Consider the following 23,359-nt stretch of genomic DNA (forward strand, 5'->3'; position numbering starts at 1 on the left):
AGCGGTTGGTGTGGCACTCGCAGGTGGGAAAGAGACTTGGGACAGCTGGCCGAGCTCGGTGACACGATGGCTCGCGCCGACGACGTCGACCGGTTCTACGACCTGCTCGCGACGCTCCAGCGACGGGTGGGCGGTCCCAGAAAGCTGAAACACTGTACCGGCTACGTGGACTGGCCCGACCGCGGCGTCTACTTCTTCCTCGAACCCGGCGAGACGCACGGCGACAGTGACCAGCATCGTGTCACCCGCATCGGCACGCACGCCGTCTCGGCCGGGAGTAGCACGACGCTCTGGGACCGTCTGAAACAGCACTCCGGGACCGGCGACGGCAGTGCTGCCCACCCCCACGGCGGCAACCATCGCGGGTCGGTCTACCGGAAACGCGTCGGCGAGGCGCTCGTCGAGCGACACGCGCTCCACGACGACTACCCGAGTTGGGACGACCGCTGGGCCGGCATCGACCGGGACCGCGGCGCGGTACGAGACGAGGAGTACCCGCTGGAACGCTGGGTGAGCGCGTACGTCCGCGACCAGCCGTTCCTCTGGGTCGCCGTCGACGACGAACCGGCCCCCACCAGCGACCGGGCCTACCTCGAACAGAACGCCATCGCCCTCCTCAGCAACGTCGGCGGGTCGACTATCGACTCGCGCCCGGACCACTGGCTCGGACACCACAGCAGGAGCCCCGAGATTCGCGCGTCGGGGCTCTGGAACGTGAACCACGTCGAGGCGACGTACGACCCGGCGTTTCTCGACCGGTTCGAGCGGGCCGTCGGCGCGACGACACCACCGTGACCCGCCGGCCGCGTCGCCGACGGCTTGCATACTCCGGGTGGGGCTATATCCGCTCGGCCGTGGTAGCTACGGCCGAGACATGACTACTGTCCAAGGCTCGCCGCTGAACAGACTCAGCGTGCTCTCGACGCTCGTCGACGCCGCGTTCGCCTTCGTCCGGGGTCGGACGAAGAGCGGCCTCGTACTGCTCGGTGCCGCCGCCCTCTCCAGACGCGTCCCCGGCATCGGAACCGCCGTCTCGGTGTTGCTCAGGCTGATTCGCCGGCTCCGGTGACGGAGTCAGCGAGCGCCCGCGACGCGGTGCCGTCGCTCGGTGGGTGGTCACTGCTCCGAAAGCCGTCCACGGACGCCCTCCCACAGGCCGCTCCCGTGGTGAGGCGTCTCGGCGTCGGTTACGCGTCGGTCTGTTCGACGCAGTCGTCGTCGCTGTCGTCGCCGGCGCTCTCCGCGACGGCGAGCGAGGCGTCGGTCGTGGTCCCAGCGCTCTGGGCGTTGACCGTCAGTTCGACGGGGTAGTCGCCAGCCGACGCGGGGTTCTGCGTGTCCTCGAAGACGAGGACGACTTCGTCACCCTGCTGGAGCTGGTAGTTCCCGCCGAAACCGACGGTCAGCGTCGACCCGTCGTCGCTGGCGCCGACGCTGCTCACGTCGTCGGCGACCGACTCGTCGACGCTCGCCCCGTCGGCGTCGTCACCGCGGTCGATACCGACGACTCGAACGTCTCCCTGACCGACGTTCGAGATGTCGGTGCCGCTCTCCCCGTAGGAGACGGCGAGTGAGTTCAGGGAGCTCCCGACCGCGTCACCGTCAACGGTGACTGTCGCCGTGTGAGCGGCGGTCGAATCGGGCGTCGCGGGGTCGGCGACGATACTTCCGTCGGTCGCTGCGCTGGCGACGAGCGGACCAGCGGCGACGAGCGAGACGACTACGGCAACCGTGACTCCGAACTGTCGGAGCCGGGACGTGTCGGACATTGCGTGTCGAAGGGCTCGGGGACGTCAGAACGGCAGTGCGTGACGCCGTGCGAGCGAGTCGAACACTCGGAGGGGGACCGGAATATTATCGGCGAGATAAGGGCTGTATACCCGGTTATTGTCGTATTAACGCAACGTGGCTTCCACTCGGTTGCACGGTAGATTGGCGGCAACGGACGCTCGGCGGGACGCCGCTCCGGTACGGCTACCGCCCGGCCTCACTCCATGTAGCCCAGCGATTCGAGACGGCTCTCGACCTCCTCGCGGTCGACGGCGTCGTAGTTCACGTCTTCGCCGTCCGAGACGGCGGCGAGGACTTCCTCGACGACGAACTCGATGTAGGCGCTCGCGTCGTCGAAGTCGGTGTACTGGAGGCGCTGTTCGACGTCGTCGACGAGGGCCGTCGGCAGTTCGACGCGGGTGACGCTCTCGGCGGGGACATCGGACCGTGACATGGACGACGGGACCGCGGGCTAGCATAAAAACGGCACCTACTGTTCAGCCGTACTCTCGTACAAATAGCGCGTTTACCGGCTGAAACAGCCGGATTACGTGCTGAATAATAACCCCTGCTCTCCGACTCCGGGAGGGCACATGCCCGACGACCAGAGCGTGGTCCTCGTCACTATCGACAGTTTCAGAACCGACTACTGCGGCGTCGCGGCCGGCGATACTGACACGATGCCGACACTCGCGTCCCACGCGGCGGACGGACTCGTGTTCGAGAACGCCGTCGCCCCGGGCGCGGCGACGTTCGCCTCCGCCACCTCCTTCCTGACCGGGACGGACCCGGTCGAACGCCCGGACGCCGACGGCGCGACCCGCGAGGACACGAAAGCGCACGTCCGCGAACACATGGCCGCCCGGCGGAGCGTCGCCGAGGAGTTCTCGGAGCGCGGCTACGAGACGGCCGCGTTCACCGCCAACCCGTGGACCTCGCGGTACTTCGGGTTCGACGAGGGGTTCGACCACTTCGAGGACTTCATGGAGGACGACGCGTCGAGCGACCTCCTCGAAGGCGGCGAACAGGAGAGCACCGTCGGAACGCTGGCGATGAACGCCGCCAACTGGTGGCAGGGACAGGACATGTTCATGTCGTGGGAGGCCCTCGCCGACGAAATTCGCGAGTGGACGGCACAGGCCGACGACCCGTACTTCCTCTGGGTCTTTCTGGTCGACAGCCACCTCCCCTACCTCCCGCCCGAGGAGTACCGCACCCAGTCCCGCCTCAAGACCTATCCGGCGAACATGGGGCTGTTCCTCAGTCGGGACCTGCCGTTCGAGTCACTCCTCCACGACGTGTTGACGACGGCCTACGAGAACTCGCTGGAGTACACCGACGAGTTCCTCTCCTTCCTCACCGAGGAGGTGGGCGAGGACCCTCTGTTCGTCGTCCACGGCGACCACGGGGAGGCCTTCGGCGAACACGGGATGTACGGCCACGGCCGGCAACTGTACGACGAACTCGTGAACGTCCCGCTCGTGGTCTGTAACGGGCCGTCTGGGCGGGTCGAAGAACCGTTCTCGCTCGGCCGACTGCCGGCCCTCTTACACGGCCTCGCCAGCGGCGACGAGACGGTCCCCGAGCGACTCACCGAACCCTACGTGTATTCCTCGACGCGGATGCCGAACGTCGCCGTCCGCGGGAAAGACTGGAAGTACATCTGGTCGCCCGAGGACCGGGAACTGTACGACCTGACAGACGGCGAGGACGTGGAACTCGACGACGAGGAACTCCGGGAGGTCGGGCAGGACCTTGTCGACTTCTGGCGCGGGTCACAGGCCGAGAAAGAGCGGGTCGTCGCCGCCGCACAGGACCTCGCCGAGAGCGGGCAAGTGTAGGTCACCCAAACTGCGACGCCGGGCGGTTCACAGCGACCGCTCCGGGTCGCCGTGGAGGAGCATGTCCGCGACCATCTGGTCGAAGGCGTCCTCGTCGACCGATTCGACGACGCGAGTCCGTGGCTCGCCGTCGGTGATGCCCAGTTCGTCGACGAGGCTGTACCCACGGGTCATCCCCTCGCGCTCGTCCACGTCGACGAAGTACGTCCCCGCCTCCGTCACGATGTCGGGGTCGAGGAGACACGCCATCGCGAGCGTGTCGGGTTGGGTGGCCGCGTCGACGCCGAACCGCTCCTGTGAGAACTCGCGGGCGTGGCTCGTGATCTCGGTGAAGAACTCGGCGTAGGGCGTCTCCGCCGCCGCGAACCGGTCGAGTGCCTCCCCGTCGATGGTCCCGTGGCGAACCGTCAGTCCCCAGTCGACGAGCGTCAGGTCCAGTTCGTTCACGACGATCTTCGCGGCGTCGGGGTCGACCCAGAAGTTGAACTCCGCCGAGGGCGTGTCGTTGCCCAGCGTGTTCACCGCACCCCCCATCACCCACACCTCGTCCAGCAACTCGTTCAGGTCTGGTTCGCGCCGAATCGCCATCGCCACGTTGGTCAGCGGCCCGATACAGGCCAGACTCACCTCGCCCGGCGACGCCCGAACGGTCTCGACGATGGCGTCGACGGCGTGGTCGTCCGCGGAGGGGATGCCCGTGTCTGGGTAGAGGTCGCCGCCCAACCCCCCGTCGCCGTGGACGTGGTCGACGTGGTCGAACTCCTTGAGCAGTGGCCGGCGTGCCCCCTCGTAGACCGGCACCGCGTCGGCGACGCCCGCGAGGTCGAGCGTGTACTTCGCGTTCTCGACCTCGTAGTCGAACTCGACGTTGCCCGCGACGATGGTCAGCGCCTCGACGTCGACGGAGTCGGCGAGTGCGGCCATGAGGATGGCCTGCGTGTCGTCGCCCGCGGTGTCAGTGTCGATAATGAGTCTCTGTACCACGGCAGTGATTCGCACGGGATTTACTTAATCCTCCCGACAAGACGTGTCGGGTCCCGACAGACCGGCCAGACGTGTCGGGTCCGGGGCCCGGTGACTCGTACAGTGAATAGGTCGTGACTGGTTTGACTGCCCACGACCGGCGACTCGGCCGACCCGGAGTTTCGCCGTCGTCTCCGTACCCGCCTCCGTGACTACGTCCGAGCGGAGCAGACGCCGTCAGCACGGACCAGCACGCGGACCGAGGGCCGTCGATACTCGTCGTCGAATCGGACCGACTCGGTGGGTTGGCCGTCGCCGTCACGAGCGATTCGGTGCCGCCGCTCGACGCCGACGTCGTCGACGCTGGCCGACCCGACGCCACAGACCCGTCCTACTACCACGCCGCCCTCCGTCCCGTTCTCTCGCGCGAGGCGTACGACGGGACCCCGGGGTCGCGGCACGGTTCGACGACTACGACCTGGACTCGTTGATTCCCGAGTACGGACCCGAGAGCGACCGGAACGCGAGTCCGAGGGAGTTCTGAGCGGCAGGTACGGAAAGGGGCCTCGGCACTCATAGGGTTCGTCACCGCCGGGGAGTCACCCCGACTCGGAACGCGTCGTCGTCATCGGCCATCGGAGCTACCCCCTCCGACGGCAAGACGGTTCCCCCTCGCCGCCGCACAGGAGAACAAACGATAAACCGAGTGGAACCCTTCCAGCGACCATGAAGCGACGACGCTTGCTGGCGCTGGTGGGGACGGGGACCGTCGGCGCACTCGCGGGGTGTGGCGGTGGCAGCGACGCCACGGGCGAGTCCATCGAGGACCACCCGGCGGCGGCGGACTACCGCGAGCAACCGCGACTGGGCGACCTTGGTGGCCACGTCGTCCTCGCGTTCGAGGACCCCTCCTGCGAGCGGTGTGCGGCGTTCCACGAGAACACGGTGCCGCGGATTCGCTCGAACCTCGTCGACTCGGGAGCGGGCGCGTACGTCGTCCGCACGTACCCGGTCGTCTTCCCGTGGGGCGAGCCGGCGACGCAGGCGCTCGAAGCGACCTACGCTCGCGACGCCGACGCGTTCTGGTCGCTGTTCGAGCACTACTTCGCGACGCGGTCGCAGTTCGACGTCGACAACGTCCTCGACCGGACGGCGTCGTTCCTGAACGCCGAGACGTCGCTGGACGGCGACGCCGTGGCCGCGGACGCACGCGAGGAGGCCTACGACGACGCCGTGCAGGCCGACATCGCGGCCGCCGAGGACGCGGGACTGGGCGAGACGACGCCCGTCGTCCTCCTCTTCCGGGACGGTGACTTCGTCACGAAGGTCAACGGGAGCGTCGGATACGAGGTCATCGCCGAAGCGCTCGGGGAGGCCGACTGATGAGCGCAGTCCGAATCCGTCGGCGGTTGCCGGTTCGGGGCCGCGACTGGCGGCTGATGGGTCGGACGGCGCGACTCGTGCTGACGCTCCCGGTGTACGCCGCCGTCGCCGTCCTCGCCGGCGTGGCCTCGCTGACGGCGTTCGTCGTCTCGCTGAACGTCCCGCTGGTGCTCGACCTCGTGGTCGGTGGGTCGCTCCCGCTGGCGAGTCGACTGACGGTCCTCGTCGAACTCTACCCGTTCGTCGGCACGTTCTTCCACCCGGCACAGGGCCTGTTGCTGGTGGCCGTCGCCGCGCTGACCGGCGTGGACGTGGCGATGGCGACCTACCACTTCCGCGAACACGGCCTCCAGATTCGACAGGGCGGGGCCGGCGCCGCGGGCGTCCTCCTCGGAACGCTCGGTGCTGGCTGTGCGGCCTGCGGGTCGGCCGTCCTGCTCGGCTTGCTCTCGCTGCTGGGCGTCTCGACGTCGCTGCTCTTCCTCCCGCTCGACGGGCTGGAGTTCGCCGTCGGCGCGCTCGTCGTCCTCACGCTCTCTATCTACTGGCTCGCCGACGGGATGCGCGGCGGCGAGATAAACGGCTGTCCGGTCGATATCTGACGCTCGGGCTCAGTCGGTCGTCGCCCGTTCCCCGACGGCGCGCTCTTCGACTGCGTCGGTCTCTTCGCGGGTGGCCGGCCGCTCAGTTCGTCGTCGTAATCTCGACCACGTCGCGGTGGTCCAGTTCCGTGTCGGCGCCGACCTGCCGCCCCGAGCGCACGTCGTGCGCGTGGAGGAACCCGTCGCCGATGTCGGTGTGCAGGAAGTACGCGAAGTCCTCGGCGGTCGACCCGTCGGGCAGGACGAAACAGTCCTGCAGGAAGGTGCCGTCGTCCTGTGGCTTTCGCGCACCCGGGAAGACGGCGATGGCGTCCAGCTCCTCGAACAGCGCCGTCTCCAGTGCCTGCTGGACGCCGGTGCCGTCGAACTCGTCTACGAACTCCCGAATCTGTTCGAGGCCGGCGGCCTTCTCCTCGGGGAGGTCGGCCGTCACCTCGAAGTCGTCGTCGCCGGGCCGGTAGTCGAGGACGCCCTGTTCGTCGCCGTTCTTCAGGGCCTTCTCGGCGTGGGCCGAGACGGGGACGAACGTGAGGTGTTCGTACTCGGGGTCGGAGGTGACCGCCTCCCAGTTGTCCTGTGCCGCCGGGGTGTCCATCTTGTTGGCCGCGATGACCATCGGCTTGGTGCGGATGCGAATCTCCCGGGCCAGCGCTTCACGGTCCTCATCGTCCCAGGCGTCGGGGTCGAGTTCCATGTCCAGCGAGAGGACGACCTGCTTGATCTCGTCCTCGCTGATCTTGAACGCCGACATCTGCTCCGCGAGGTCGGCCTCGACGTCCTTGTCCTCGCCGTGGTAGCCCGAGCGGTAGCGCTCGATGCCTTTCTCCAGGATGTCGAGGTACCACATGTCGAGTTCGTTCTCCAGGAAGTCGATGTCCTCGCGTGGGTCGTGGTCCTCGGTCGGTTCGCCTTCGAGGTCCGTCTCGCCGGTGAAGTCGACGACGTGGACGAGTACGTCGGCCTCGTTGAGGTCGGAGAGGAACTGGTTGCCGAGTCCCTTGCCCTCGTGGGCCCCGGGAACGAGGCCGGCGACGTCGACCAGTTTCGTCGGGACGAAGCGGACGCCGTCGGCGCAGTAGCCGTGGTTGGGCGTACAGCTATGTTCGAACTCCGGGGCCGCACACTCCACGCGGACGTACGCCTCGCCAATCGAGGGGTCGATGGTCGTGAACGGGTACGCCCCTTCGGGGACGTCGTTCATCGTCGCCGCGTTGAAGAAGGTGGACTTGCCGACGGAGGGCTTGCCGACGAGTCCGATCTTGTAACTCATTGGGACCTAGGAGACGAATCGGCGGCTAAAACGTTGTCAAACGGACCGAGAGAGTGTGTGAGTGGCAGGCACGGTGTGAGCAGGAACGCAGCGAGAACTTTCGAATCGGGACGGGAGGAATCAGCGACTCGTGAGGTGGAGCACCTATCACCCTCTCACGGCGAGGGTCTGCGCCGTCGCTCGGACCCTCGCTAGCCCCACAGCGATAGTTCGTACACGTTCACCGGCAGTTTCTCGCCGCCGAACTCGGCCGTTCGCTCGCCGACGTGGTCGAAGTGTTTCCGGTAGAACGCGTTCCCGACGTCGTTGTCGACGAGCACCTCGTCACGAACCTTCCGGACCGAGAGGCTCTGGAGGTGTTTCTCGCCGCGGTTCAGGAGGCGGGTCCCGATGCCCTCGCCCCAGTAGTCCGGGTGGACGTAGAGGTCGAGGTCGCCGATGCCGGCGGGGTCGGTCATCCCGCAACTGGCGTACCCAACCACGTCGTCGTCCGCCGTCGCGACGAACAGGCCGATGTCGTCGAGGTCGACCATCTCTCCGAGGAGGTCGTCGTCGTACCCCTCCGCGAGCAGTTGCTCTACCCGCTCTCGGCCGAGGATGTCGTCGTAGATGGCGTGCCACGAGGCACGGGCGACCTGCCGAATCGGCGAGATGTCCGTCTCGTCTGCCGGTCGGATGTTCAGCTGGAACGACATATGTGAACGTATCACGCCCACACCCATAGAACTAGCCCGGCGACCCCGGAGACGGCGGCCGCGCTATTCACCGACGCGTTCGCGGGCGGCGGCGACGACCAGCGGCAGGGTGATAGTCGCGTCGGCGTACACCGAGACGTTCCGGGCGTCCTTCTCCAGTTTGCCCCACGACCGCGCCTCGTCGAGCGTCGCGCCCGAGAGGCCGCCGGTGTTCGAGGAGTCCATCGTCAACTGGACGGCGTAGTCGTAGGCGTCCGGGGAGACGAGCATCGTCTGGAGGACGTAGTTCTTCGGGACGCCGCCGCCGACGAGCATCGCGCCGGCGCTGTCGGCCTCGTAGGCGATGTCCGTAATCTCGGTCATGTCCGCCAGCGCGTCCACGGTGAACTCGCTCGTCTGGGAGTACATCCACGCTTGCAGGCCCAACACGGAGTCCTGGAAGGCGGGACAGTACACCGGCACGTCGTTCTCGTAGGCCGCCGCCAGCACCCCGGCGTCCTCGGCGACGTCCTCGCTGGCGTTGACCTCGCTGTTGGCCCGCCCCAGCTCCTCGGTCATCCGCTGGATGGACACCGCGCCCTCGTCCTCGAGGACCGAGAACACGTCCTCGCGGAGGTGGTTCTCGAACAGCGCGAAGTGTTCCTGCGGGAGGTAGACGTTGTAGATGCGGTCGACGCCCTCGTCGCGCAGGGTCTCGTCGTGTTCGCGCTCGGTTCGCTCCGGCGGCGTGACCTCGCCGTGGTGGTGCTTCCCGCCGATGGCCTCGATGGTGTCGTGGGTCAGGTTCGCGCCCGTCGTCACCAACACGTCGACGTGGCCGTCCCGAATCAACTCGGAGACGATAGCGCGCATCCCGGTCGGTACCATCGCGCCGGCCAGTCCGAAGAACGTCGTCACGTCGTCGTCGAGCATCTCGGCGTAGACGTCGACGGCCTCGTGGAGGTCGTTCGCGCCGATACCGGCCTCGCCGTAGCTCTCGGCCAGTTCGCCGACGGTCATCCCGGCACGGGCCTCCGCGTGTCCGATAGGGTCGTGACAGAACGTCTCGCGGTCCTCGTGGTCGCTCATTGTCGGTCCGGAGTCGGCCCGACGGCTTGAACGACGTGGTTCGTCCCAGTGTTGCGACCGCCGCCGTTCCGTGCCCGGTCCCGGCTATCTGTCGAACGGTAGACGGAATCTACGTGCAAAATTCGCGACACGAGAGGGTGCAACCGCCACAAGACCATTGACCCTCCCGCCCGTCCGACGGAACGATGCCCGCGTCGAACGTCTCGTCGTCGCTGTCCGAGCGCACACGGACACGGTTACAGGGTGGGGTTACACACGTCGCCGACCGCGACCCGCTGACGGTCCGGAGTCCGTTCACCGGCGAGGAGATAGGGACCGTCCCGGCGTGCCAGTCGGCCGACGTCGCCGAGGCCGTCCGCACGGCACGGGCGGCACAGACCGACTGGGCCGAGCGTCCCGTCGAGGAGCGAGCGGCCGTCCTCCAGCGGTTCGCCGACGAGGTACTCGACCACCGCGAGGAGTTGCTCGACCTCGTCCAGTTGGAGGCCGGGAAGGCGAGACTCGACGCCCACGTCGAACTGCTCGACGTCGTCCTCAACGCCGACTACTACGCCCGCGAGGGCCCCGGTCACGTCGCGTCGACCCGGAGAGGCGGCGGGTTTCCACTGCTGACGACGGCCGTCGAACACCACGACCCGGTCGGCGTCGTCGGCCTCGTCGAACCGTGGAACTACCCCCTGACGCTCGCGATTTCGGACATGCTACCGGCGTTGCTCGCGGGCAACGGCGCGGTGCTGAAACCGGCCGAAGCGACGCCGTTCTGCGCGCTCCGGGCGGTCGAACTGCTCGTCGACGCCGGCGTCCCCGAGGACCTCGTGCAGGTCGTCACCGGCCACGGGTCGACGCTTGGCGAACCGCTGATTTCGAGCGTCGACTACGTCACCTTCACCGGCAGTACGGAGACCGGCCGGACCGTGGCGTCGTTGGCCGGCGAACACCTCGTCGACGCCTCGCTGGAACTCGGCGGGAAGAACGCCGCGGTGGTGCTGGCCGACGCCGACGTCTCGCAGGCGGTCAGGGGAACGGTCCACGGGAGCTACGCCAACGCGGGCCAACTGTGTATCTCCTTCGAGCGAATCTTCGTCCACGAGGACGTCTACGACGAGTTCGTCGACCGGTTCGTCGACGCGACCGAGGCGCTCGACCTCGGTGCGTCGCTCGCCTTCGGCCCGGACGTGGGGTCGCTCGTCGGCCAGCACCAACTCGACACGGTCGAGGCCCACGTCGCCGACGCCCGGGAGCGCGGTGCCACCGTCGAGACCGGCGGGCGCCGACGCGAGGAAGTCGGACCGCTGTTCTACGAACCGACGGTGCTGACGGACCTGCCCGACGACGCCACCGCCGCCTGCGAGGAGACGTTCGGCCCCGTCGTCTCGATAACGCCGGTCGCGGACGCCGACGAGGCGGTCGAGCGCGCCAACGACACCGACTACGGCCTCCACGCGAGCGTCTGGACCGAGGACGCCGACCGCGGCGAGGCACTGGCCCGCCGTATCGATGCCGGGTCGGTCTGTGTCAACGACGCCTACCTCGGCATGTGGGCGTCGACGGACGCGCCGATGGGCGGCGTCGACGACTCCGGTATCGGCCGCCGCCACGGGGCCGACGGTATCCGAAAGTACACGGAGTCACAGACGGTCACGACCCAGCGCCTCCATCCGCTGGTGCCCGTCGACGGCCTCCCGAACCGCGTCGCCGCCGCTGGCGCGACGCTGAGCATCCGGGCGCTCCGGCGACTCCGACGCCTCTCCCCACTGGGCGGACGCTGATGCAGTTTTGCACCGGTTTCCCCGGCTTTCTGGGGTCGGCACTCGTCGGCCGACTGCTCGCCCGGAGCGACGACACCGTCACCTGTCTGGTCCAACCCGCCTACCGCGAGACGGCCGAACGGCGGGCCGGCGAACTGACCGACGAGGCGGGCGTCCCCCGTGAGCGTGTCCGCCTCGTCGAGGGCGACGTGACCGACCCGGACCTCGGACTCACCGCCTACGACCGCCTCGCCGAGGCCACGGCGACGGTGTACCACCTCGCCGCCGTCTACGACCTCGGCGTCGACGCCGAGGTGGCCGACCGGGTCAACGTCGTGGGGACCGACCACGTCCTGGCCTTCGCCGAGGCCGCCGACGTCGAGCGGTTCCACTACGTCAGCACCTGTTACGTCAGCGGCCGCTACGACGGGACCTTCACCCACGCCGACCTCGACGTGGGCCAGGAGTTCCACAACCACTACGAGCGCACCAAGTTCGAGGCGGAGGTCGCCGTCCAAGCGCGGATGGCCGACGGGTTCCCGGCGACGATATACCGCCCGGCCATCGCCGTCGGCGACAGCAGGACCGGCGAGACACAGAAGTACGACGGCCCGTACTACCTCCTGTCGCTGTTGCGCCGCCAGCCACGACTCGCGTTCGCACCGGCGCCCGCCACCCCGGACCGCTACCACCTGAACGTCGTCCCCCGGGAGTTCGTCGTCGACGCTATCGCCGAACTCTCCGGGCGGGACGAGACCGTCGGCGAGGTGTACCAACTCTGCAACCCGCATCCGCCGACTATCGGCCGACTGGTGCGCGCGCTGGGTCGGGCCAGCGACCGCTGGGCCGTCCCGGTGCCCGGCACGGTCGGACTCTCCTACGCGGCGCTGTCTCGCCTGCCGCGACTGGCCGACCGACTCGGCGTCGAACCCGAAGCGCTCCCGTATCTCTCGCACGCGACGAGGTACACCGACGAGAACACGCGGCGGGCGCTCGCGGGAACCGGTGTCAGATGTCCGCTGTTCGAGGCGTACGTCGACACGCTGGTCGCGTACGTCCGCGAGCACCCGGCCGTCGACGACGCGGCGATGGTGTGACACCGCGGCCACCGTCGCGTGTGCCACGTCCCGTAGAGTTATGTCGCCCGGTTGTCTACTCCCGACGATGGAGTCCGAGTACGCGTTCCTGCCCCTGTTCGCGGTCGTGCTCTCGCTCGGCGTCACCGGTCTTCTGGTAGTGCCCTCGTGGTCGATGGTGTTCGCGGCCCTCGCGGCGCTCTCGTGTCTCGGCATCGGCGTCGTCGTCTACGCCACGTACTGGTGTTGACTCCGGTCAGACGACGCGCGTCACGGTCTCGGCCAGCGCCGACAGCGGGACCGTCTCCGCGTCCACACCGGGCGCGTCTACCTCGCGTTCGGTGAACCCCGTTCCGGTGGCGACGAGCACGACGTCGTCGTCTGTCACGAGGTCGCCACGGTCGCCCAGCCGGCGAGCGCCCGCCAGCGCCGTCGCACAGGCGCTCTCGACGAACAGGCCCGCACTGCTCGCCAGCGCGCGGCGGGCCTCGAGGATGGCGTCGTCGTCGACGGCGAGCACACCGCCCTCGGTCTCGCTGGCGGCCGCCAGCACCCGATTGCCGCTCGGCGGGTCGGCGTTCGCGATGGAGTAGGCGACCGTCTCCCCCGCCTCGACGGGTTCGACGACATCGTCGCCCCGGCCCCACGCCTCGGCGATGGGCGCACAGGCCGCCGCCTGCACGAAGTACAGTCGCGGTACTCGGTCGAGCACACCCGCGGTCGACAGGTCTCGAAATGCCTTCCAGACGCCGCTCGCGTGGCCGCCGCTGGAGACGGGGAGCACGACGGCGTCGGGGGTGTCGGGCGCGAACGACTCCGCGATTTCGAGCGCCGTCGTCCCCTGGCCGGCCACGCGGAGCGGCGCGTCCGAGTTGACGAACCGAACGCCGGCCTCGGACCCGATTCGAAGCGACTCGCGGTAGAGGCGACCGTAGTCGCCGTCGACCCGGAGTATCGTCGGGTCGTAGCGAGCGAGGAGCGACAGTCGTTCGGTGGGGACGTCCGCCGGGACCAGCACCAGACAGTCCACCCCGGCGCTGGCGGCGTGGGCGGCCATCGACCGGGCCATGTTGCCGTGGGAGACGGTGCCGACGGCGTCGTCTCCTGTTTCTGCGGCCGCCGCGACGCCGACGGCGCTCCCGCGGTCTTTGAACGTCCCCGTCGGGTTCGCCCCCTCGTACTTCACGTGGACGGTCGCGCCCACGTCGTCGTCCAGTCGCGGCGCGCGCACCAGCGGCGTGCCGCCAGCACCGGCGGCCAGTCCGCTCGGGTCGACGTCGGGCAACAGGTCCCGATACCGCCACAGCGACCGCTCCGGGGTCGCGGGCCAGTCGAACCCCGACGGTTCGGTCCGGACCCAGTACGGTTCGCCGCAGTCACAGCGGGGCCCGTCAGCGAGCGTCGCCGTCGCCCCGCAGGCGTAACAGGAGAGCGACAGGTCCATACCGGCGGTTCGGCCGTGGGGGACCTAACCCTGCCGCCGGTCAGTCCAGCGCCAGTTCGGCGCCACAGCAGTCCGAGCGGTAGCGCGCTCGCTCCCGGACCAGTTTGCAGTCCCGGTAGCGTCGGGCGACGAGGCCACCGCAGTCGGTACACGACAGCACGTACTTCGGGTCGGCGAACGTGGGACAGTGGACGTCGGTTTCGAGGTCGGCGGCACGCGTCCGGAAGGCCGCGCCGTGGTCCGTCGTGCCGTCGCGCTGGTACTGCTCGACGTGGACCAGTTCGTGGCGGAGGGTCGCCTCCCACTCGCCGCGGTCGAACGCCTCGAACGCCTCGCGGGTGAGCGACAGCGTACAGGGGAGCGGCCGGCCGTCGGCACCGTCGACACCCGCCCAGTCGTAGGGGTCGCCGACCGTGGCATCGGGGAGTTTCGGCCGTTTGACCGCCGCCGCGCGCCGCTTCGCGCGGGTCGACACCTCCCAGTCGACGAGGTCGAAGCGCACGTCGACGCCCCACTCCCGCCGCACGTCCCGGCAGTACTCGCGGGACCACGCGACGACGTCGGCGTCCGAGGTCACGTCCTCGTAGGCGACGCTCTGGCCCATCAGAGCCCGGTCGGACAGTCGACGAACGTCGTCTCCAGCCCCCACTCGTCCAGTCTCGACTGGAGCGAGCGGACGCCGAACGTCTCGGTGGCGTAGTGGCCCGCCAGCACGACGCCGATGCCGGCCTCGCGGGCCTCGTGGTACACCTGCTGTTTGCCCTCGCCGGTGACGAGGACGTCCGCCCCCGCCTCGACTGCTTCGCCCACCCAGTCGACGCCGCTCCCGGTGACGATGGCGACGTCCTCGACGAGCGACGGGCCGAAGTCCAGCGTCCGGACCGACTGTCCGCCGGTGTCGAGTTCGCCTTCGAGCGTCTCGGCGAGTTCGGAGGGGGTGGTCGCCTCGGCCAGTGTCCCGCGCTGGCCGACGTACTCCGGCCCCATCTGGCCGAACGGCGCGCGGTTGTCGAGGTCCAGCAGGTCCGCGAGGCCGGCGGCGTTGCCGAGCGACTGGTGGCCGTCGAGCGGGAGGTGGGCGACGTACAGCGAGAGGTCGTCGTCGACGAGCGGCGCGACCCGCTCGTAGGTCGTCCCGGTGAGTCGCTCGACGCTCCCCCAGACGATGCCGTGGTGTGTCACGAGGAGGTCCGCGCCGGCGTCCTTGGCTCGCTCGATGGTCTCGACGGCCGCGTCGACGGCGACGGCGACGTGGTCGACCGGTTGCTCGGCCGGGCCGACCTGTAGCCCGTTGGGGCTGGCGTCCACGTCGGCGTACGCGGCTACGTCGAGTTCGTCGTCGAGTCGGGCGGCGATGTCGCCTGCGTGCATGGCCGGGTGTTCAGCCGCCGGGTTGGTAGGCCTTACTCCGTCTCGACGAACTGGCCGTTCTCCTCGGCGATGAGGCCGCGGTCGACGGCCGCGTCGATGATGGCGTCGAACTCCTCGGGTTCGATGTCGTAGGCGTTGACGGCGACCGCCCGAATCTCGTCGCGGTCGACCGGTAGCTGGCGGTTCTGGAGCAGGCGCATCACCTTACTGTACTCCAGTCGGGTCAGCGACGGGCCGTCGTCGCTGGCCTCGTCGGCCGTGTCGTGTCGGCTATCGGTGGACTCGCTCGCAGACCCGGCCTGCGTCCCCGTCGTCTCGGCCGTGCCCGAGGAGGCCGTCCCTGTGGGCGTCGTCTCGCTCCGCTCGTCCGTGTCGGCCGGTTCGTCGGCTCCCGCCATCGGGTGTGTGCGGTCGGGGGCTGTCTCCGAACTCGCGTCGTCCTCAGTATCGAGCAGTCCCTCCTCGTCGACGTCTGACTCGCTCTCGCCGGTCTCACTGGCGTCCCCGACGGCCATCGGGTCTGGCTGGGGTTCCATCCCGGACTCGTCCATCAGGCCGCTCTGGTCGTCCGGGTCCTCGTCGGCCGCGGCCACGACCCGCTTCAGCACCGTCGCGAGCTTTCGCCGACAGGTCGGACAGAGCGTGACCTGCTGGTCGGGCGTCGCCTCCGTCTGGAGGGACTTCGGAACGACGGGGTACTCGGAGAGCGAGGCGTCGAGGGCCGCACCGCAGAAGTAACACGACGAGAGTCGGTCCATGCCGACACGTCCTCGCCCCTCGGTCTTAAAACCGGCACGCCCTAGGTCGGACAGCCCCCTCGCATGGCCTTCTCCCGGACCTCGGCGGGAACCGTCACCTCGACGCGCTCCCCGTAGTCACGGTACCGAGTGGTGAGCGTCGCCGTGGCCGTCTCGCCGTCCCCCGAGACCACGACGGTCACCTCGCTGCGGACCGGTCTGTTCGTCCGTTCGTCCAGCCAGAGCGAGACCGTGAGGCTGTCGACGTTCGGTGACCCGAACAGCGGCCGACTACCGGCGCCCGCGCCGTAGCGGTCCAGTTCCGACTTGGAGGGCGCGCCAGTGAGGTGCACTACCTCGCGACCGTCGATGGTCTCCGTGCCGTTGTAGTAGAGGTCGCCCGTCGAGAGCATCGCCAACTGGCGGCCTATGGGGGTCGTCTCGCGCCAGTCGTGCTCGGTCGGGACGTCCTCCTGCCCCCAGAAGACGCTCGGCCCCCCGGCGACGCCGGGACACTGGACGTAGGCCGTCCGGTTGTCGACGTAGGACCGTCTGGTGGTCCCGTCGACGGTGAGGTTGGTGGTGGCGTGTCGCGTCGTCAGGTTGATCCGGCCCGTCCCGCTGCCCCCGACGCGACGACTGCTCGCCGAGGACTCGACGGTGAACGAGAGATCGTAGCGGTACGACTCGAGCGTGGCGGCGCGCTCGCTGGCGGCGTCCAGTCGCTCGACGGCCGCTCCCTCGCGGACGGGGTCGTCGCCGAGGACCGAACACCCCGCGAGGACGAGACAGACAGCGAGCGCTACGTGGAGGGTGGGGCGGCGCATCGGTCGCCGATACTCGGGAGGGGAGAATGAATCTTGTGTCAGGCCTCGGCGTGGGCGTAGACGAACGCTCGCAGGAGTTTCGCCGCCAGCGTCGCGGCCTGTCCGTCGTCCCGGTCGTTGACCTCGACGACGTCGAATCCGACGGCCTGCGGCGCGACCGACCGCACCACGTCACGCATCTCGCGGGGCGCCAGTCCGAACGGTTCCGGCGTGCCCGTCCCGGGTGCGAACCCCGGGTCGGCGGCGTCGATGTCCACCGAGAGGTACACTGACTCGTCGTCGAAATCCGGCGACCAGTCGGCCACGTCCTCCGGCGGGACGGCGGTCACGTCTCCGGCGTCGGCGCGCTCCCACTCCGCCTCGCTCCCGGTCCGGGCGCCCAGCACGATTGCGCGGTCGGCGACCGACAGCGCGTGGTGGGTCACGGTCGCGTGGGAGTACTCGTCGCCGGCGTAGGACTCCCGGAGGTCCAGATGTGCGTCCAGACAGACGAACACGTCGGGGTCTGTGGCCCGGACGGCGGCGACGCTGACGGTGTGTTCGCCGCCGACCACGAGCGGGACGGCCCCGTCGCTGTCGAACTCGGCGACGGCGCTCTCGAGGAAGGTCAGGTACTCGGCGGTGTCGGCCGTCGGGCCGACGTCGCCGTGGTCGTACACCCCCAACTCGGTGAAACGCCGGGCCGAGCGGTGGTCGTAGTCGTCGAACTGTTCTGCGAACTCGCGGACGCGGCGCGGGCCGAACCGGGCGCCGGGACGGAAGGAGGTCGAGGCGTCCAGCGGCGCCCCCACGAGGGCGTAGTCGGCGGCCTCGCGGTCGGCGACCGCACCGGGGAACATCGTTACGAGCGGGTGATCTTGCGCTGTTCCTCGTACTCGAGGTACTCGATTTCGTCGTCCGGCTGGAGGTCGACGTCGTCCGGCATCAGCATCGTGAACGTCTCGTAGGTGTCGAGGTCCATGACCTGCGCGTCGTCGCCGCTGACGGAGACGACCTGCCCCTGCTTCCGGTCGATGATGGGGACCCACACCTTCGCGTCGACGGGCTGGGAGAGCGAGCGCTTCTTGCTGTCGAACACACCGCGGGCGTCGATTCGAGCCTTGGCGCTACCGTGTTTGCCGGGCTTGGCCGTGCTGTAGGAGTCTATCTTACACGGCGTGTCCTCGATCATGACGTAGCTGCCTTCGTCGAGTTCGCGAACCTCAGTCTGCTCTCTTGCCATACGGCCGCGTTACCCCTGTTGGGGTATAAACGGTTTGGAATGGCGCAGTCACCGGCCTCCGGGCCGAACTGACGGTCGGACACTCGCCGCTCCGTCGCTCCGACCGCTCCGACGAGTTAGCAGTGCTTATTACTGGAGAATAGTAGAGAGTGGTATGCAACTCACAGCGGCGCAGTTCGAGCAGTACCAGCGGGACGGCTACGTCGTCGTCGAGGACTGCCTCGACGGTGCGACCGTCGAAGCCGTGACGACGCGTATCGCGGCGTACGTCCGAAACGACCGCGAGGAGACGGGGTTCGAGCGGATGCTCGAACCCGAGGCCGACGGCGACGCCCTCGGGGACGCCGACCCGGTCCGGAAGTTCGAGGGTCTCGGGATGGTCCGGGAGGACGACGTCTTCGCCGAGTTGGTCCACGACGAGGCGATTCTCGACGTGGTCCGGCAGTTGCAGGGGCCGAACCTCCACCTCCTGCGGAGCGCGGCGATGCTGAAACCCCCTCGCGTCGGCAGCGAGAAGAAGTTCCATCAGGACGCGGCCTACTACCCCATCCACCCGATGGACCACGTCACCGTCTGGATAGCGCTGGACCAGTCGACCACCGAGAACGGTTGTATGCAGGTCGTGCCGGGGGCGCACAAAGACGGCCTGCTGGGTCACGAGGCCATCGAGTACGACACCGACATCACCATCGCCGAGGCCGACTACGGTCCCGAGGACACCGTCGCCCTGCCGATGGACCCGGGCGACGTCCTCTTCCAGCACTGCCTGCTCCCCCACTACACCGCGCCCAACGAGACGGCGGACTGGCGGCGCGCGTTCATCGCCTCGTACATGCGCAGTCGGTCCCGCTTCACCGACGAGGACCCGCCGGAGTGGGTCGACAGCTACGACGTCGCCGGCGAGAGCTTCGCGGGGTGCGTGTAGATGGCGACCGGTGACTCCGGCGTGCTCTCGCGCTTCTCCGAGATGGGGCCGACGTGGCTCGCGGGCGCTATCGCCACCGGGCCGGCGACCATCGGGGCGCTCGTCACCGCCGGTGCGAGTTTCGACTACACCCTGCTGTGGGTCGTCGTCCTCTCCGCGGTGATGGGCGCGACGGCGCAGTACCTCGCGATGCGCCTCGGCCTCCTCACCGAGGCCGGCATCGTCGCCGTCGTCGAGGACAATCTCGGCGAGTCGTGGGCGTGGCTCCTCGTGGCGGACACCGTCGTCGCCGCCGGACTGGCCCAACTGGTCATCATGAAGACGCTGGCGGGCGTCTCCGCGGAGGTCGCGGGGCTCAGTCCCGTGGTCTGGGCGGTCGTCTGGGGCGTCGTACTGGCGGTCGGACTCGCCGGCGGCGGCTACCGCTTCGCCGAGTGGGGCGCGAAACTGCTCGTCTCCGCCGTCGTCCTGCTGTTCGTCGTCTCGCTGTTCGTCGTCCCAATCGACTACGGCGCGGCGGCCGCCGGACTGATTCCGACCGTCCCGGCCGGCGTCGAGGGCGCGCTGCTCGCCGCCGGGATTCTCGGCGGCGCCGTCCACATCGCGCTGGTGACCATGCAGTCCTACACGATGCGAGCGCGTGGCTGGACGACCGAGGACTCGGCGCTGGCCCGCTTCGACGTGGGCGCGTCGATGCTGGTCGCCTTCGGCGTCGCCAGCCTCGCCATCTTCCTCGTCGCCGCGTCCGTGCTGAGCGACCCGAGCCTCGGCGCCGTCGGGGCCGCGAACGCGCTGGGTCCGCTCGTCGGCTCCGACGCCAAGTGGCTGTTCCTGCTGGGGCTGTGGGGCGCGGCCGTGACGACGCTCGGCGGCAACACCGTCGTCCCGCCGTACCTCCTCGCCGACAAGATGGGGTGGGAGCAGGACACCGAGGATACCCGGTATCAGGCCGCAGTCGCCGGGTTCGCGCTCGTCAGCGTCCTCGGCGTCTTCATCCCCGGGGCCGTGTTCGGTCTGTTGATTCAGGCGCTGGCTATCGGCTTCGTCGGCACGCCGTTCGTGCTGGCGCTCGTCCTCTACCTGCTCAACGATCCGACTGCCGTGCCGACGACGAACACCCCGCTGGAGAACGTCGGGGGCCTCCTGCTGGTCGGTATCAGCACCGTCGTCGCCGGCCAGTGGGTCCAGCGCGTGGCGGCCGGCGGTGTCACCGACCCGGTGTCGCTGTCTATCCTCGCGTTCGCCGCCGTCCTCGCGGCCGCGATGCTCGGCCTCGCGGCGATGTCGGTCCGCGACTGGCTGACCCGGGGGACCGACCGCTCGATAGCCGCCGACTGAGACGATGGTGACGGTTCCGCTCGACGGGGCGACGCTCGTCGTCGGTCCCTCGAACGTCGGCAAGACGCGGCTGACGGCGCGGGCCCTCGACCGCTGGATCGCCCGGCACGGAGCCGACGGCTGTGTCGTCCTCGACTTCGCGCCGACGGTCGAACGGGACGGCGAGGTGCTCGGCGGCCCCCTCACGCAGTTCACCACGGTTCCGGAGGGTGTCTGGCACGGCGTCGTCGACGCTCACGCGCCGCGCTCGGCGGGTGACACCGACGACGCAGCGCTGGAACTCGCCGCCGACAACGCCGCGGCGGCCGCCGACAGACTCGACGCCGCGCCAGCGGACCCGGCGGCCGTCTTCGCCAACGACGCGACCATCGCCCTGCAGGCCGATTCCGAGGCGACGAGTCGACTCACCGACTACTGTGACCGGGCGACGTGTGCAGTCCTGAACGCTTTCGAGAGCGACGCACTCGGCGTCGAGAATCCGGTGTCGAAGAACGAGGCCGACGCCCTCGCTGTCTTGCGAGTGTGGGCCGACCGCGTGGTCGACCTGTCGTAGCCCGGCATCGGACCGGTCGCGACTGTTCGCCGGTCGACGCGTCTCCATCGAGAGCGAGACGGTCCGTCGTGCGTACTTTTGTGACTAGAGACTAACCGTTCTGTATGCTCGTCGTCGCGAACCATCTCCCGGTCGCGCCCGAACACGAGGCGGACTTCGTCGAGTTGTTCGAGGAGCGCGTCGCACAGCTCGGGGGGCGGTCGGGGCTCGAAAAGGTGGAGATTCTGCGCCAGCGTGAGGGGAATCAGTTCGTCGTGCAGGCGTACTGGGAGTCGAGGGACGCCTTCGAACAGTGGCGCGACAGCGACGACTTCGTCGCCGCGCACGCCGACCTCCCGTCCGAGATGTTCACCGGACAGAACCGGCTCGAAATCTACGACCTGGCGGCGGTGTTCGAACCGGACGCCTGAGCCGCCACTCAGGCCTCCTCGTCCTCGAACGACGTCGTCATCCCGCCCGCGCTCTCGCCCTGCCGTTCGCGCATGCTCTGGCGCGTGAACTGCGGTTTCGCTCGGACGCCCTTCTTCGAGCGGAACGACCACCAGAGCGCGCCCGCGAGGCCGACGACGCCCGCCCCGGCGACGGCGGCGACTATCGGCGTCGCCTCGGCGTAGAGGAACGCCGTCGAGAACACCGTGCTGGCCAGCAACATCCCCAGAATCAGGCGTTTGGTCATCGTCGCCAGCAGGCGGTCCGAGTCCTCGATGTCGGCCCGAATCTGGAGGTCCTCCCGCTCGACCCTGTCGAGGACGGACTCGAGTTTCGGCGGGATGCGGACCGCCGACTGCGCGGCGTCCTGTACCTCGTTCGCGCGGTCCTCGACGTAGTTGCGGACGCCGGCGGCGATGTACCCCTCCTCGCGGAGGTACTCGGTCGCCACCGAGATGAAGTCGAAGTCCGGGTCCAGCGTCACGCAGACGCCCTCGACGACCGTCGCCACCCGCAACACGAGCGCCAGATTCGACGGCAGGCGGAGCGGGAACTCGTAGATGGTGTCCTCGACCTGCTGGATTATCTGCTGGACGCGGTACTGCTCGATGTCCTCCCCGCGGGCGTCGGCGATGGCCAGTTCCATCACGTCGCCCATCACCTGCCGGTCGGCCTCCGGACTCAGAGTGCCCATCTCGATGAGGGCGTCGAGGATGGCGTCGATGTTCTGGTCGGCGACGGCGGCGTAGAAGTCGACTATCTTCTCTTGGACGAACGGGTCGACCCGGCCGGACATCCCGAAGTCGTAGAAGACGAGTTTGCCGTCCTCCTGCACGGCGAGGTTCCCGGGGTGGGGGTCGGCGTGGAAGACGCCGTCGTCGATTATCATCTGGAGGTAGGCCTGCTGGAGCGTCTCCGCGAGTTGGGTCCGGTCGAAGCCGCGTTCGTCCAAGTCCTCGATGTCGTTGATTTTGGTCCCGGGGACGTACTCCATCGTGAGGACCCGTCGCGTCGAGTGCGAGTCGACGACCCGCGGGATGCGGACCCGGTCGTTGTCGGCGAAGTTCTCCCGGATCTCGCCGAGCATCCGGGCCTCGCGCTCGTAGTCCATCTCCTCGCGGATGGTCTTCGCGAACTCGTCGGCCAGCGTCTCCAGCGAGAACGACCGCGACTCGTCGATGAAGTACATCAACAGGGGGAGCGACCAGCGGATGACCCGCAGGTCGGCCTCGACGAGGTCCTCGATGTCCGGGCGGCGGACCTTCACTGCGACGGGTTCGCCGTCCACCTCCGCGCGGTAGACCTGCCCGAGCGACGCCCCGCTGATGGCGTCCGTCTCGAACTCGGCGAACCGCTCGTCGACCGGGCCGAGTTCGGATTCGAGGACGCGTCTGGCCCGTTCCCACTCGGCGGGGGGCACGCGGTCCTGCAGTTTGGAGAACTCGTCGATGTACTCCGGCGGGAGGATGTCGGGCCGGGTCGAGAGTAACTGCCCGAGTTTGATGAACGTCGGCCCGAGCGTCAACAGCGAGTCCAGTAGCGCCGCCGCACGCTCGCGTCGCTGTTCGCTCGTGACCTGTCGCGAGGACCCGAACAGCAGGAATCGGTTTCGGTCCCGGGCGTACGCGAGCAACAGCGGCAGGAACTGCCATGCGACGACGAAGAACCGTCGGTACGCGCGGAGATTCACCTACAGAGTCCCCCGCTCAGGCCTCGTCGATGGGAATCGTCGTGCTCGGCGCGGCGGTGGCCTTCGGGATGGTGAGTTCGAGGACGCCGCGGTCGACGGTGCCCTCGGCCCCCTGTCCGGTCGCGTCCGGCGGAAGCGGCAGTTCCACGTCCAGGAACACCGACCGGTCCTCGCGGACGAAGCGGAACTCCCGGGGGACGTCCTTACTGCGCTGTCCCTCGATGACCAGACGGCCGCCTTCGACGCTGACGTCGAGTGTCTCCGCGGTCACGCCCGGCAGGTCCAACACGAGCAGGTACGCCTCCTCGGACTCGAGCACGTCCGCGAACACGGCGTCCGGGAGGTCCCGCAACGCCTCACGCAGCGCTGACATGGGCAGGTCTAGGGAGGGTGGTGCGTTAAACCCG

28 protein-coding genes are annotated in these 23,359 nt (G+C 68.8%); 12 read left to right on the forward strand and 16 right to left on the reverse strand.

What is annotated here, in order from left to right; all coding sequences use genetic code 11:
• Positions 1 to 66 precede the first annotated feature (66 nt).
• On the forward strand, positions 67 to 795 hold the full coding sequence (locus EGH21_RS12970; RefSeq protein WP_220618903.1) for a GIY-YIG domain-containing protein: 729 nt from the start codon (positions 67 to 69) through the stop codon (positions 793 to 795).
• Between the two features lie 79 nt (positions 796 to 874).
• Complete coding sequence (locus EGH21_RS12975; RefSeq protein ID WP_220618904.1) at positions 875 to 1,069, forward strand: hypothetical protein; 195 nt, start codon at positions 875 to 877, stop codon at positions 1,067 to 1,069.
• A gap of 118 nt (positions 1,070 to 1,187) precedes the next feature.
• Here EGH21_RS12975 and EGH21_RS12980 read toward each other — a convergent pair whose 3' ends face one another.
• On the reverse strand, positions 1,188 to 1,769 hold the full coding sequence (locus EGH21_RS12980) for a hypothetical protein (RefSeq protein WP_220618905.1): 582 nt from the start codon (positions 1,767 to 1,769) through the stop codon (positions 1,188 to 1,190).
• Positions 1,770 to 1,987: 218 nt separating this feature from the next.
• Positions 1,988 to 2,224 (reverse strand): hypothetical protein, encoded by a 237-nt coding sequence (locus EGH21_RS12985; protein WP_220618906.1) that lies wholly within the window; start codon positions 2,222 to 2,224, stop codon positions 1,988 to 1,990.
• Between the two features lie 139 nt (positions 2,225 to 2,363).
• Between EGH21_RS12985 and EGH21_RS12990 the strand changes: the two genes are divergently transcribed.
• The gene (locus EGH21_RS12990) at positions 2,364 to 3,611 is read left to right on the forward strand and encodes a sulfatase-like hydrolase/transferase (protein WP_220618907.1); all 1,248 of its coding nucleotides are present in this window, start codon (positions 2,364 to 2,366) and stop codon (positions 3,609 to 3,611) included.
• Positions 3,612 to 3,638: 27 nt separating this feature from the next.
• Here EGH21_RS12990 and EGH21_RS12995 read toward each other — a convergent pair whose 3' ends face one another.
• Positions 3,639 to 4,595, reverse strand: a complete 957-nt coding sequence (locus tag EGH21_RS12995; RefSeq protein WP_220618908.1) for a nucleoside hydrolase — start codon at positions 4,593 to 4,595, stop codon at positions 3,639 to 3,641.
• Positions 4,596 to 4,786: 191 nt separating this feature from the next.
• Complete coding sequence (locus EGH21_RS13000) at positions 4,787 to 4,975, reverse strand: hypothetical protein (protein WP_220618909.1); 189 nt, start codon at positions 4,973 to 4,975, stop codon at positions 4,787 to 4,789.
• A gap of 325 nt (positions 4,976 to 5,300) precedes the next feature.
• Between EGH21_RS13000 and EGH21_RS13005 the strand changes: the two genes are divergently transcribed.
• Both EGH21_RS13005 and EGH21_RS13010 read left to right on the forward strand, forming a co-directional pair.
• Complete coding sequence (locus EGH21_RS13005) at positions 5,301 to 5,957, forward strand: DsbA family protein (RefSeq protein ID WP_220618910.1); 657 nt, start codon at positions 5,301 to 5,303, stop codon at positions 5,955 to 5,957.
• Positions 5,957 to 6,559 carry a hypothetical protein gene (locus EGH21_RS13010; protein ID WP_220618911.1) on the forward strand — a complete coding sequence of 201 codons (603 nt, stop codon included), beginning with the start codon at positions 5,957 to 5,959 and terminating at the stop codon, positions 6,557 to 6,559. The genes EGH21_RS13005 and EGH21_RS13010 overlap by 1 nt, the downstream gene beginning before the upstream one ends.
• Before the next feature lie 82 nt (positions 6,560 to 6,641).
• On the opposite strand, the gene EGH21_RS13015 is transcribed toward EGH21_RS13010, so the two are convergent.
• From EGH21_RS13015 to EGH21_RS13025, 3 genes are all read right to left on the reverse strand, one after another.
• Positions 6,642 to 7,829: a redox-regulated ATPase YchF gene (locus EGH21_RS13015; RefSeq protein ID WP_220618912.1), complete on the reverse strand. Its 1,188-nt coding sequence runs from the start codon at positions 7,827 to 7,829 to the stop codon at positions 6,642 to 6,644.
• Positions 7,830 to 8,020: 191 nt separating this feature from the next.
• The gene (locus EGH21_RS13020; protein WP_220618913.1) at positions 8,021 to 8,524 is read right to left on the reverse strand and encodes a GNAT family N-acetyltransferase; all 504 of its coding nucleotides are present in this window, start codon (positions 8,522 to 8,524) and stop codon (positions 8,021 to 8,023) included.
• A gap of 63 nt (positions 8,525 to 8,587) precedes the next feature.
• On the reverse strand, positions 8,588 to 9,592 hold the full coding sequence (locus EGH21_RS13025) for a deoxyhypusine synthase (protein WP_220618914.1): 1,005 nt from the start codon (positions 9,590 to 9,592) through the stop codon (positions 8,588 to 8,590).
• 185 nt (positions 9,593 to 9,777) lie between these two features.
• Between EGH21_RS13025 and EGH21_RS13030 the strand changes: the two genes are divergently transcribed.
• From EGH21_RS13030 to EGH21_RS13040, 3 genes are all read left to right on the forward strand, one after another.
• Entirely contained in the window at positions 9,778 to 11,361 is a 1,584-nt protein-coding gene (locus EGH21_RS13030) for a succinic semialdehyde dehydrogenase (RefSeq protein WP_220618915.1), read from the forward strand.
• Positions 11,361 to 12,437, forward strand: coding sequence for an SDR family oxidoreductase (locus EGH21_RS13035; protein WP_220618916.1), 1,077 nt, complete (start codon positions 11,361 to 11,363; stop codon positions 12,435 to 12,437). Before EGH21_RS13030 ends, EGH21_RS13035 begins: the two co-directional genes overlap by 1 nt.
• A gap of 67 nt (positions 12,438 to 12,504) precedes the next feature.
• Positions 12,505 to 12,666: a hypothetical protein gene (locus EGH21_RS13040; RefSeq protein WP_220618917.1), complete on the forward strand. Its 162-nt coding sequence runs from the start codon at positions 12,505 to 12,507 to the stop codon at positions 12,664 to 12,666.
• A 6-nt stretch (positions 12,667 to 12,672) separates the two neighbouring features.
• Here EGH21_RS13040 and thrC read toward each other — a convergent pair whose 3' ends face one another.
• The 7 genes from thrC to EGH21_RS13075 are packed head-to-tail and all read right to left on the reverse strand — an operon-like array spanning position 12,673 to position 18,017.
• Positions 12,673 to 13,860, reverse strand: coding sequence for a threonine synthase (thrC, locus tag EGH21_RS13045; RefSeq protein WP_220618918.1), 1,188 nt, complete (start codon positions 13,858 to 13,860; stop codon positions 12,673 to 12,675).
• Between the two features lie 40 nt (positions 13,861 to 13,900).
• Positions 13,901 to 14,464, reverse strand: coding sequence for a SprT family zinc-dependent metalloprotease (locus EGH21_RS13050; protein WP_220618919.1), 564 nt, complete (start codon positions 14,462 to 14,464; stop codon positions 13,901 to 13,903).
• Positions 14,464 to 15,231, reverse strand: a complete 768-nt coding sequence (locus tag EGH21_RS13055) for a Nif3-like dinuclear metal center hexameric protein (RefSeq protein ID WP_220618920.1) — start codon at positions 15,229 to 15,231, stop codon at positions 14,464 to 14,466. Before EGH21_RS13055 ends, EGH21_RS13050 begins: the two co-directional genes overlap by 1 nt.
• Before the next feature lie 32 nt (positions 15,232 to 15,263).
• Positions 15,264 to 15,989, reverse strand: coding sequence for a hypothetical protein (locus EGH21_RS13060; protein WP_220618921.1), 726 nt, complete (start codon positions 15,987 to 15,989; stop codon positions 15,264 to 15,266).
• A gap of 41 nt (positions 15,990 to 16,030) precedes the next feature.
• The gene (locus tag EGH21_RS13065; RefSeq protein WP_220618922.1) at positions 16,031 to 16,795 is read right to left on the reverse strand and encodes a LolA-like protein; all 765 of its coding nucleotides are present in this window, start codon (positions 16,793 to 16,795) and stop codon (positions 16,031 to 16,033) included.
• A gap of 38 nt (positions 16,796 to 16,833) precedes the next feature.
• Positions 16,834 to 17,634, reverse strand: coding sequence for an agmatinase (gene speB, locus EGH21_RS13070; RefSeq protein ID WP_220618923.1), 801 nt, complete (start codon positions 17,632 to 17,634; stop codon positions 16,834 to 16,836).
• Positions 17,635 to 17,636: 2 nt separating this feature from the next.
• Positions 17,637 to 18,017, reverse strand: coding sequence for a translation initiation factor IF-5A (locus EGH21_RS13075; protein ID WP_220618924.1), 381 nt, complete (start codon positions 18,015 to 18,017; stop codon positions 17,637 to 17,639).
• A gap of 154 nt (positions 18,018 to 18,171) precedes the next feature.
• Here EGH21_RS13075 and EGH21_RS13080 point away from each other — a divergent pair, with 154 nt between their 5' ends.
• The 4 genes from EGH21_RS13080 (at position 18,172) to EGH21_RS13095 (ending at position 21,243) form a co-directional block, all read left to right on the forward strand.
• Positions 18,172 to 18,942 carry a phytanoyl-CoA dioxygenase family protein gene (locus EGH21_RS13080; protein WP_220618925.1) on the forward strand — a complete coding sequence of 257 codons (771 nt, stop codon included), beginning with the start codon at positions 18,172 to 18,174 and terminating at the stop codon, positions 18,940 to 18,942.
• Positions 18,943 to 20,280: an NRAMP family divalent metal transporter gene (locus tag EGH21_RS13085; protein WP_220618926.1), complete on the forward strand. Its 1,338-nt coding sequence runs from the start codon at positions 18,943 to 18,945 to the stop codon at positions 20,278 to 20,280. It begins immediately after the preceding gene.
• A 4-nt stretch (positions 20,281 to 20,284) separates the two neighbouring features.
• Positions 20,285 to 20,833, forward strand: a complete 549-nt coding sequence (locus EGH21_RS13090; protein ID WP_220618927.1) for a hypothetical protein — start codon at positions 20,285 to 20,287, stop codon at positions 20,831 to 20,833.
• A 104-nt stretch (positions 20,834 to 20,937) separates the two neighbouring features.
• The gene (locus EGH21_RS13095; RefSeq protein ID WP_220618928.1) at positions 20,938 to 21,243 is read left to right on the forward strand and encodes an antibiotic biosynthesis monooxygenase family protein; all 306 of its coding nucleotides are present in this window, start codon (positions 20,938 to 20,940) and stop codon (positions 21,241 to 21,243) included.
• Between the two features lie 8 nt (positions 21,244 to 21,251).
• Here the strand turns inward: EGH21_RS13095 and EGH21_RS13100 are convergent, their stop codons facing one another.
• The gene (locus EGH21_RS13100) at positions 21,252 to 22,952 is read right to left on the reverse strand and encodes an ABC1 kinase family protein (RefSeq protein WP_220618929.1); all 1,701 of its coding nucleotides are present in this window, start codon (positions 22,950 to 22,952) and stop codon (positions 21,252 to 21,254) included.
• A gap of 16 nt (positions 22,953 to 22,968) precedes the next feature.
• Positions 22,969 to 23,325, reverse strand: a complete 357-nt coding sequence (locus EGH21_RS13105) for an Hsp20/alpha crystallin family protein (RefSeq protein WP_220618930.1) — start codon at positions 23,323 to 23,325, stop codon at positions 22,969 to 22,971.
• Between the last annotated feature and the right edge of the window lie 34 nt (positions 23,326 to 23,359).

The organism is Haloarcula rubra (assembly GCF_019599465.1).
Classification (GTDB): domain Archaea; phylum Halobacteriota; class Halobacteria; order Halobacteriales; family Haloarculaceae; genus Haloarcula; species Haloarcula rubra.

What these genes read in the sequence shown, in the direction of transcription:
- EGH21_RS12970 (WP_220618903.1), top strand. Translation starts at nt 67, where the DNA reads ATGGCTCGCGCCGACGACGTCGACCGGTTCTACGACCTGCTCGCGACG.
- EGH21_RS12975 (WP_220618904.1), top strand. Translation starts at nt 875, where the DNA reads ATGACTACTGTCCAAGGCTCGCCGCTGAACAGACTCAGCGTGCTCTCG.
- EGH21_RS12980 (WP_220618905.1), bottom strand. Translation starts at nt 1,769, where the DNA reads ATGTCCGACACGTCCCGGCTCCGACAGTTCGGAGTCACGGTTGCCGTA.
- EGH21_RS12985 (WP_220618906.1), bottom strand. Translation starts at nt 2,224, where the DNA reads ATGTCACGGTCCGATGTCCCCGCCGAGAGCGTCACCCGCGTCGAACTG.
- EGH21_RS12990 (WP_220618907.1), top strand. Translation starts at nt 2,364, where the DNA reads ATGCCCGACGACCAGAGCGTGGTCCTCGTCACTATCGACAGTTTCAGA.
- EGH21_RS13005 (WP_220618910.1), top strand. Translation starts at nt 5,301, where the DNA reads ATGAAGCGACGACGCTTGCTGGCGCTGGTGGGGACGGGGACCGTCGGC.
- EGH21_RS13010 (WP_220618911.1), top strand. Translation starts at nt 5,957, where the DNA reads ATGAGCGCAGTCCGAATCCGTCGGCGGTTGCCGGTTCGGGGCCGCGAC.
- EGH21_RS13015 (WP_220618912.1), bottom strand. Translation starts at nt 7,829, where the DNA reads ATGAGTTACAAGATCGGACTCGTCGGCAAGCCCTCCGTCGGCAAGTCC.
- EGH21_RS13020 (WP_220618913.1), bottom strand. Translation starts at nt 8,524, where the DNA reads ATGTCGTTCCAGCTGAACATCCGACCGGCAGACGAGACGGACATCTCG.
- EGH21_RS13025 (WP_220618914.1), bottom strand. Translation starts at nt 9,592, where the DNA reads ATGAGCGACCACGAGGACCGCGAGACGTTCTGTCACGACCCTATCGGA.
- EGH21_RS13030 (WP_220618915.1), top strand. Translation starts at nt 9,778, where the DNA reads ATGCCCGCGTCGAACGTCTCGTCGTCGCTGTCCGAGCGCACACGGACA.
- EGH21_RS13035 (WP_220618916.1), top strand. Translation starts at nt 11,361, where the DNA reads ATGCAGTTTTGCACCGGTTTCCCCGGCTTTCTGGGGTCGGCACTCGTC.
- EGH21_RS13040 (WP_220618917.1), top strand. Translation starts at nt 12,505, where the DNA reads ATGGAGTCCGAGTACGCGTTCCTGCCCCTGTTCGCGGTCGTGCTCTCG.
- thrC (WP_220618918.1), bottom strand. Translation starts at nt 13,860, where the DNA reads ATGGACCTGTCGCTCTCCTGTTACGCCTGCGGGGCGACGGCGACGCTC.
- EGH21_RS13050 (WP_220618919.1), bottom strand. Translation starts at nt 14,464, where the DNA reads ATGGGCCAGAGCGTCGCCTACGAGGACGTGACCTCGGACGCCGACGTC.
- EGH21_RS13055 (WP_220618920.1), bottom strand. Translation starts at nt 15,231, where the DNA reads ATGCACGCAGGCGACATCGCCGCCCGACTCGACGACGAACTCGACGTA.
- EGH21_RS13060 (WP_220618921.1), bottom strand. Translation starts at nt 15,989, where the DNA reads ATGGACCGACTCTCGTCGTGTTACTTCTGCGGTGCGGCCCTCGACGCC.
- EGH21_RS13065 (WP_220618922.1), bottom strand. Translation starts at nt 16,795, where the DNA reads ATGCGCCGCCCCACCCTCCACGTAGCGCTCGCTGTCTGTCTCGTCCTC.
- speB (WP_220618923.1), bottom strand. Translation starts at nt 17,634, where the DNA reads ATGTTCCCCGGTGCGGTCGCCGACCGCGAGGCCGCCGACTACGCCCTC.
- EGH21_RS13075 (WP_220618924.1), bottom strand. Translation starts at nt 18,017, where the DNA reads ATGGCAAGAGAGCAGACTGAGGTTCGCGAACTCGACGAAGGCAGCTAC.
- EGH21_RS13080 (WP_220618925.1), top strand. Translation starts at nt 18,172, where the DNA reads ATGCAACTCACAGCGGCGCAGTTCGAGCAGTACCAGCGGGACGGCTAC.
- EGH21_RS13085 (WP_220618926.1), top strand. Translation starts at nt 18,943, where the DNA reads ATGGCGACCGGTGACTCCGGCGTGCTCTCGCGCTTCTCCGAGATGGGG.
- EGH21_RS13090 (WP_220618927.1), top strand. Translation starts at nt 20,285, where the DNA reads ATGGTGACGGTTCCGCTCGACGGGGCGACGCTCGTCGTCGGTCCCTCG.
- EGH21_RS13095 (WP_220618928.1), top strand. Translation starts at nt 20,938, where the DNA reads ATGCTCGTCGTCGCGAACCATCTCCCGGTCGCGCCCGAACACGAGGCG.
- EGH21_RS13105 (WP_220618930.1), bottom strand. Translation starts at nt 23,325, where the DNA reads ATGTCAGCGCTGCGTGAGGCGTTGCGGGACCTCCCGGACGCCGTGTTC.